The sequence below is a fragment of the Achromobacter sp. genome, from assembly GCF_049647645.1.
In the GTDB taxonomy this organism is placed as follows: domain Bacteria; phylum Pseudomonadota; class Gammaproteobacteria; order Burkholderiales; family Burkholderiaceae_B; genus Achromobacter.
Genome location: NZ_JBARYB010000302.1, coordinates 1 through 7663, shown reverse-complemented (window position 1 = coordinate 7663; position 7663 = coordinate 1). Strand labels below are relative to the sequence as shown.

The window sequence follows — 7663 nt, the reverse complement described above, 5'->3', positions numbered from 1 at the left end:
GCCGGGCAGCAGGCCAAGCCCGCCGCCAATGCGGCGGCGACGCCGGCCGCAACGCCCGCAACATCTGCCGCAAACCCCGTCGCGAAGCCCGCGGCGAACACCGCCGCAACGCCGTCCACGGCTCCAGCGGCTAACGGCGCGGCCCCGGCCGGCCGCGCGCCGGATCCTTTCGGCAATCTCCTCAAACCCTGATCGGGCCCACGGCCTCTTCACTATGCACTTCGCTTGGAGCCCCCATGGCTAAAAAAGAAAGCGTTCAGAAAAGACTCCAGAAAGTACGTCCGCCGCGCGTGCAGCTGACCTATGACGTCGAGAAGGGCGACGCGATCGAGCAGAAGGAGCTGCCCTTTGTCGTGGGTGTGGTCGGCGACTTCAGCGCGCAATCGGAAGCCGAGCTGCCGCGCTTGAAGGACCGCAAGTTCGTCAACATCGACGTCGACAATTTCGACGATGTGATGCGCGGCTTGGAGCCGCGCGCCGCCTACCGCGTGAAGAACCGCCTGACCGACGAGGGCGGCACCTTCGGCGTGGACCTCAAGTTCCGCTCGGTCGAGGACTTCCGTCCCGAGGCCGTGGTGCAGCAGATCGAACCGCTCAAGGAGCTGCTGGACATCCGCACCAAGCTGGCCGACCTGCGCAACAAGCTGGCGGGCAACGACAGGCTGGAAGACCTGTTGGGCGAAGTGCTCAGCAGCACGGAAAAACTGCAGCAACTGACCAGCGAAGCCGGCAAGAACGGCAAGGGAGGCAGCAATGAGTAATTCCGCCGCCGCGCAGAACGTATCCGCGCCCGCCGCCGAGGCCGATTCGGGCCTGCTGGACCAGATCGTCGAACAGAGCCGCGTGGCCAAGTCCACGGCCGAACACGACCGCGCCAAGGACCTGATCGGCGAACTCGCCCGCGAAGTCATGAAGGGCACCGTGGTCGTCTCGGACAACCTGTCCGCGATGCTGGACGCTCGCGTGGCCGAACTGGACCGCCTGATCTCGGCGCAACTGAGCGAAGTCATGCATGGCGCCGAGTTCCAGAAGCTGGAAAGCACCTGGCGCGGCCTGCACTACCTGTGCCAGGAGAGCAACACCGGGCCGATGTTGAAGATCAAGGTGCTCAACGTCACCAAGCGCGATCTGGTGCGCGATTTCCAGACCGCCATCGACTTCGATCAGAGCCTGATGTTTAAGAAGGTCTACGAAGAAGAGTTCGGCACCTTCGGCGGCTCGCCGTTCGGCGCATTGCTGGGCAACTTCGAGATCACGCGCCAGCCCGAGGACATGTACTTCATCGAGCAGATGTCGCATGTGGCGGCCGCGTCGCATGCGCCCTTCATCGCCTCGGCCTCGCCGGAGTTGCTGGGCCTGGACAGCTTTGCCGACCTGGGCCGCCCGCGTGACCTGGCCAAGGTGTTCGATACCGTGGAATACACCAAGTGGCGCAGCTTCCGCGATTCGGAAGACTCGCGCTACGTGGGCTTGACCATGCCGCGCTTCCTGGGCCGCCTGCCGTATGACCCGAAGGAAGGCACCTCGGTCGAAGGCTTCAACTTCGTCGAGGAAGTGGATGGCACCGATCACGCCAAGTACTTGTGGTGCAACGCCGCGTGGGCGTTCGGCGCGCGCCTGACCGCCGCTTTCGCCGACTTCGGCTGGTGCGCGGCGATCCGCGGCGTGGAAGGCGGCGGCCTGGTCGAGAATCTGCCGACCCACACCTTCAAGACGGACGACGGCGAGATCGCCCTGAAGTGCCCGACGGAAATCGCCATTACCGACCGGCGCGAAAAGGAACTGAGCGACCTGGGCCTGATCCCGCTGGTGCATTGCAAGAACTCGGATTACGCCGCATTTTTCGGCGCGCAGTCCGTGCAGAAGGCCAAGAAGTACAACACCGACAGCGCCAACGCCAACGCGGTGCTGTCGGCGCAGCTGCAATACATCTTTTCGGTGTCGCGCGTGGCGCACTACCTGAAAGCGATGATGCGAGACAAGATCGGCAGCTTTGCCTCCGCGCAATCTGTCGAGAGCTTCCTGAACCGCTGGGTCTCGCAGTACGTGCTGCTGGACGACAACGCGAGCCAGGAGCAGAAGGCGCAGTTCCCCTTGCGGGAGGCATCGGTGCAGGTTGCCGAAGTGCCGGGGCGTCCCGGCGTGTTCCGGGCCGTGGCGTTTTTGCGGCCTCACTTTCAGCTCGACGAGCTTTCGATTTCGCTGCGCCTGGTTGCGGAACTTCCCGCCCAGGCCCAGAAATCGTGATGACCGTCAGATTCGACGTTTTTAACTGGAGAGGCTATTAATGAAGGACATCTACGTCAAATTCGGCAACCCCGCGCTCAAGGGCGAGTCGCAGGACAAGGACCATCCGGACTGGATCGAAGTCGGATCGTGGCGCCATGAGATCATCCAGCCGCGTTCGGCTACCGCCTCCACCTCCGGCGGCCACACCGCCGAGCGCACCGAGCATGGCGAGATGGTCTTCACCAAGGACCTGGACGTGGTCAGCCCGCTGCTGTATCAGCACGCTTCCGGCGGCACCACCTTCGATGAGGTGACCATCGATTTCCTGCGCGCCGACGGCGAAGGCAACCGCGTCAAGTACCTGGAAATCAAGCTCAAGTACGTGATCATCTCGCGCGTGGCGCCGGAAGTCGTCAGCGAAGGCCTGCCGCACGAATCGTTCTCGCTGAAGTACGCCGCCGTGCAGTGGAAGTACACGCAGCAGAAGGTGGGCGGTAACCAGGGCGGCAACGCCCAGGGCGCGTGGAGCCTCACCAAGAACGACAAGACGTACTCGGTCTGAACCTGACCGCATGAACGGCAAAGGCACCGGCCGGTCCGGCGCCTTTGCTCAATGAGGCCGCGATGAAGGGATTCGAACCCAGCCTGTTCGACAAGTTGTTCGACGGCGACGGGCAGACACCGCATGCGTTGCGACGCCTGTCGGTGGAAGAAATCAAGGAAACGGTCGCGCGCGACATCGAGGCCCTGCTCAATACGCGCATGGTCTTCACCGAAGACTCGCTCAAGCGCTATCCGAACTGCCAGCGGTCCATCCTGACCTATGGCCTGTCGGATTTTTCCGGCCTGAGCCTGGCCAGCCATTACGACCGCGAATTCATCTGCCGGTCGTTGGAGCAGGCGATTGCCCGCCATGAGCCGCGCCTGACGCATGTGCGGGTGTTGCTGCAGGTGGACAGCCGCGCGACCTCGGTGCTGTATTTCGCGATTACGGCGATGCTGGACGTGGGCCCGGCGCATGAGCCAGTCACGTTCGACGCGACGCTGCAGCCATCGACCTTGCAGTACTCGGTGAGCAAGGGCCGCGCCAAGGCCGCGGCGGCCGCCTGATAACAAACCATGCACGCGGGCACCGGCGGCACGCCGCCGGCGAAGAAGGGAAAGATGGAAGAACTGCTGCCTTACTACGAACGCGAACTGGGTTTTCTGCGCGGTTCGTCGCGCGATTTTGCGCAGCGCTATCCCAAGATCGCCGCGCGGCTCGGGCTGTCCGGCGAAACCTGCGAGGATCCGCACGTCGAGCGGATGATCGAATCGTTCGCCCTGCTGGGCGCGCGCATCAACAAGAAGCTGGACGACGACTATCCAGAGTTCACGGAAGCGCTGTTCGAGGTGATGTATCCGCACTACCTGCGCCCGTTCCCGTCGTGCTCGGTGGCGCAGTTCGACATGGCCGGCATGGCCTCGCAGCTGACCGCGCCCGTGCGCATGGCGCGCGGCACGGAACTGAAATCGCATCCCGTGCGCGGCGTGGCGTGCCGCTTCCGCACGGCATATGACGTGACCCTGGCGCCGGTGAGCATCCGCCAGGCGGTGTTTGCCGCCACGGCCAACGCGCCATCGGCGGCCAGCCTGCCGGCAGGGGTGACGGGCCGGTTGTCGCTGACGCTGGCCTGCCTGGCCGAGACGCAGAATTTTTCCACCCTGGCGGTGGACCGCCTGCGCGTCTACCTGCATGGCGAGCCCTCGTTCGTGGCCGCGCTGCGGGACTGCCTGTTCCTGCGCACCGCCGCGGCCTATCTGGAAACGCAGCCGGGCCGCTGGAACCGCATGCAGGATGTGCCGCTGGCGGAGGTGGGGCTGTCCGAGGACGAGGCCCTGATCGACTTCCCGGCCAGCTCGCATCCCGCCTATCGCTTGCTGGCTGAGTATTTCGCCTTCTCCGAGAAATTCAATTTCGTCGACATCGATCTGGCCGCGCTGCGGCGCGCGGCGGGGCCGGTGCGCGAAATCACGCTGCATCTGGCGTTGAAGGGCGTGCGCGCGGACTCGAACACGGCACGTCTGCTGGAATCGGCCTCCGCCGACAACTTCCGGCTGGGCTGCACGCCTGTCGTCAACCTGTTCGCGCAGCGCGCCGACCCCATCCGCGTCACGCATGCGCAGGCGTCTTACCCGGTAGTGGCCGACGCGCGCCGCGCCTATGGCTACGAGATCTACTCGATAGATCGCGTGCGCCAGGTGCGGCAGAACGCGCAGGGCGATTCGGTGGTGGAGTTCCGGCCGTTCTATTCGCTGCATCATGGCGAGACGCCCGAGGGCGCCGGCCATTACTGGACCGCGCGGCGCAATTCGATGGTGGCGGAGCGCAGTCCCGGCTACGAAATGGAATTGTCCATCGTCGACATCGATTTCGATCCCTCGCTGCCGCAGACCGAGACCCTCAGCCTGGAACTGACCTGCACCAACCGCGACCTGCCCGCGCATCTGGCGGTGGGGCAGCCGGGCGGCGATCTGTTTCTGGAGGGCGGCTCGATCGCGCGCGAGATCCGCATGCTGCGCCGGCCCACGCACACGCACCGCTTCCAGCAGGGGCGGGCGGCGCACTGGCGGCTTATTTCCCACCTGGCGTTGAACCATCTGTCGCTGGTGCACAGCGGCCTGCCCGCGCTGAAAGAAACGCTGCGGCTGTATGACCTGTCGCATTCCGCGGTGGCGGCGCGCCAGATCGAAGGGCTGGTCGGACTGGACTACAAACCCGCCACGCACTGGATGCCCGGCGAGCCGTTCGCGACTTTCGTGCGCGGCATCGAGATCCGGCTGACGATCAACGAAGACAACTTCGTCGGCACCAGCCTGCATGCCTTCGTGGCGGTGATCAACCGCTTCTTCGGCCTATACGTGCACGCCAACAGCTTCGTGCAGCTGGTCGTGCTGTCGCGCCGCGGCGCGGAAGAAATCCTGCGGTGTGCTCCATGCAACGGCGACGCGATCCTAGCGTAATCGAATCGCTGCTGGCCGAGCCGCAGCGCTTCAAGTTTTTCCAGGCCGTACGGGTGCTGGAGTCGTGGTACGCGCGGCAGGAAGGCAGCCGCGCGCGCAACGCCGTGCCCACGCACCTGCGCTTCCTGAATTCCTCATCGCTGGGCTTTCCGGCCAGCGAGATCGCGTCGTTGACGGCCTATGACAAGCAGGGCCAGGCGCTGGAGGACACCGAGTCAAGATTGGCGGCGCTGGCAGCGGGCAACCTGGGCCGGGTGGAAATCGAACCGGCGTTCTTCGGTCTGTTGGGCGCGCAGGGCGCGATGCCGCTGCATTACACCGAGATACTGAGCACCCGGGAAAATTCGCGGCGCGACCGCGGCGCGCGCGCGTTCTTCGACATTTTCTCGAACCGGGCGGCGGCGCTGTTCTATGCGGCGTGGAAGAAATACCGCATGCCCGTGCGGCACGAGACCGAGCAGGACCATCACTACCTGCCGCTGTTGCTGGCGCTGGGCGGCATCGGCCATCCGGCGCTGCGCGACCGCCTGCAATCGGGGCAGGGCCGGGTGTTCGACGAATCGCTGGCGCACTACGCCGCGGCTGCGCGCCAGCGGCCGGTATCAGCGGCCTATCTGCAACGCGTGCTGGCGGACTATTTCCAGGTGGCGCTGCGGGTGGAGCAGTTCGTCGGGCGCTGGTATCACGTGCCGCCGCAGAATCGTACGCAGCTGGGCATGCCCGGCGCGGTGTTGGGCGTCTCCGCCATGGCCGGCGAACGCATCTGGCAGCGCGACATGCGCATCCGGCTGTGGATCGGCCCCTTGTCCAAAGAGGCGTTCACCGACTTCCTGCCCGGCGGCGCGCGCGCCCAGGCCCTGGAGAAGCTCCTGACCATGTTCGGCGGCATGAGCTTCGAGTACGAGGTGCGGCTGGTGATGGCCAAGGACGACGTGGGCGGCAGCGTGCTGGGCGAAGGCGGCGGCGCGCGCCTGGGCTGGAATTCCTTTCTTTGCACCGAGGCAGTGGCGTCCGACCGCGACGACGCCAGCTACGAATTGCACACCATTCATTGAGACTAGACGACCTAGAACATGGCCACACCCTTGAAGACCCTGATTGGAAAGCTCAACCAGACCTGCCGCCAGGCGGCCGAGCGCGCCGCCAGCCTGTGCATGGCCCAGGGGCACTACGAGGTGGACCTGGAGCACCTGTTCCTGGCGCTGCTGGAAAAGCCGGCCAGCGATTTCAGCATCGTGGCGCGGCGCAGCGGCATCGAGTCGTCGGTGCTCGAAGCCGACCTGAACGCCGAGATCCGCGGTTTCAAGAATGGCAACACGCGCACGCCGGTGTTCTCGCCGCATCTGCCGCGACTGTTCGAGCATGCCTGGCTGATCGCCTCGCTGGACACACAGACCACCCGCATCCGTTCCGGCCATCTGCTGCTGGCGTTGTTGACCGAGCCTGACCTGGCGCAGTTGGCGCGGCGCGGTTCGCGCCTGTTCGAATCGTTCCGGCTGGACGAGCTGAAGCATGACTACGCCGCGCTGACAGCGGGTTCCGAAGAGGCGGGCCAGTCGGTGGCGCTGGGCGACAGTCCGGCGGGCGACGCCGCGCAGGACGGCGTGGCCGCCGCCGCCGGCCTGTCCAAGACGCCGGCGCTGGACCAGTACACGGCCAACCTGACCGAGCGGGCGCGGGAAGGCAAGATCGATCCGGTGATCGGCCGCGATGCCGAGATCCGCCAGATGATCGACATCCTGACACGCCGCCGCCAGAACAATCCCATCCTGACCGGCGAAGCCGGCGTGGGCAAGACCGCGGTGGTGGAAGGGCTGGCGCTGCGCATCGTGGCGGGCGACGTGCCGCCGGCGCTGGCCGGCGTGGCGCTGCGCACCCTGGACATGGGCTTGCTGCAGGCCGGCGCCAGCGTCAAGGGCGAATTCGAGAACCGCCTGAAGAACTTGATAGACGAGGTCAAGCAAAGTCCGACGCCCATCATCCTGTTCATCGACGAAGCCCACACCATGATAGGCGCGGGCGGGCAGGCAGGACAGAACGATGCGGCCAACCTGCTCAAGCCGGCGCTGGCGCGCGGCGAGCTGCGCACCATCGCCGCCACCACCTGGAGCGAATACAAGAAGTACTTCGAGAAGGACGCGGCGCTGGCGCGCCGCTTCCAGGTCGTCAAGGTGGAAGAGCCCAGCGAGGAACTGGCCGCCAGCATGCTGCGCGGCATGGCGCCGCTGATGGAGCGCCATTTCGGCGTGCGCGTGCTGGACGAGGCCATCGTCGCTGCGGCGCGCCTGTCACACCGCTACATCAGCGGCCGCCAACTGCCGGACAAGGCTGTCAGCGTGCTGGACACGGCCTGCGCGCGCGTGGCCCTGGGCCGCAGCGCCACGCCGGCGCTGATCGACGACGCGCGCCACCGCCTGGCGCGCCTGGAGAC

At 65.8% G+C, this 7663-nt stretch carries 7 protein-coding genes; all 7 read left to right on the top strand.

Translation table 11 applies throughout. The features are described from left to right. Positions 1–236 precede the first annotated feature (236 nt). On the top strand, positions 237–761 hold the full coding sequence (gene tssB / locus WBB14_RS33940) for a type VI secretion system contractile sheath small subunit (protein WP_424243635.1): 525 nt from the start codon (positions 237–239) through the stop codon (positions 759–761). Next, positions 754–2247, top strand: a complete 1494-nt coding sequence (gene tssC, locus WBB14_RS33935; protein WP_059371264.1) for a type VI secretion system contractile sheath large subunit — start codon at positions 754–756, stop codon at positions 2245–2247. The genes tssB and tssC overlap by 8 nt, the downstream gene beginning before the upstream one ends. 40 nt (positions 2248–2287) lie before the next feature. Continuing rightward, complete coding sequence (locus tag WBB14_RS33930) at positions 2288–2791, top strand: Hcp family type VI secretion system effector (RefSeq protein WP_006395404.1); 504 nt, start codon at positions 2288–2290, stop codon at positions 2789–2791. A gap of 62 nt (positions 2792–2853) precedes the next feature. Continuing rightward, complete coding sequence (gene tssE / locus WBB14_RS33925) at positions 2854–3339, top strand: type VI secretion system baseplate subunit TssE (RefSeq protein ID WP_173145517.1); 486 nt, start codon at positions 2854–2856, stop codon at positions 3337–3339. Between the two features lie 54 nt (positions 3340–3393). Beyond that, a complete protein-coding gene (gene tssF, locus WBB14_RS33920) occupies positions 3394–5232 on the top strand; it encodes a type VI secretion system baseplate subunit TssF (protein WP_424243636.1) in 1839 nt (612 codons plus the stop codon). Then, a complete protein-coding gene (gene tssG, locus WBB14_RS33915) occupies positions 5196–6287 on the top strand; it encodes a type VI secretion system baseplate subunit TssG (protein WP_424243634.1) in 1092 nt (363 codons plus the stop codon). The genes tssF and tssG overlap by 37 nt, the downstream gene beginning before the upstream one ends. Positions 6288–6305: 18 nt before the next feature. After that, the coding region (locus WBB14_RS33910; RefSeq protein ID WP_424243633.1) for an AAA family ATPase at positions 6306–7663 on the top strand (1358 nt) is incomplete at its 3' end.

Coding starts and splice junctions, on each gene's coding strand:
- tssB (WP_424243635.1), top strand. CDS start 237: ATGGCTAAAAAAGAAAGCGTTCAGAAAAGACTCCAGAAAGTACGTCCG.
- tssC (WP_059371264.1), top strand. CDS start 754: ATGAGTAATTCCGCCGCCGCGCAGAACGTATCCGCGCCCGCCGCCGAG.
- WBB14_RS33930 (WP_006395404.1), top strand. CDS start 2,288: ATGAAGGACATCTACGTCAAATTCGGCAACCCCGCGCTCAAGGGCGAG.
- tssE (WP_173145517.1), top strand. CDS start 2,854: ATGAAGGGATTCGAACCCAGCCTGTTCGACAAGTTGTTCGACGGCGAC.
- tssF (WP_424243636.1), top strand. CDS start 3,394: ATGGAAGAACTGCTGCCTTACTACGAACGCGAACTGGGTTTTCTGCGC.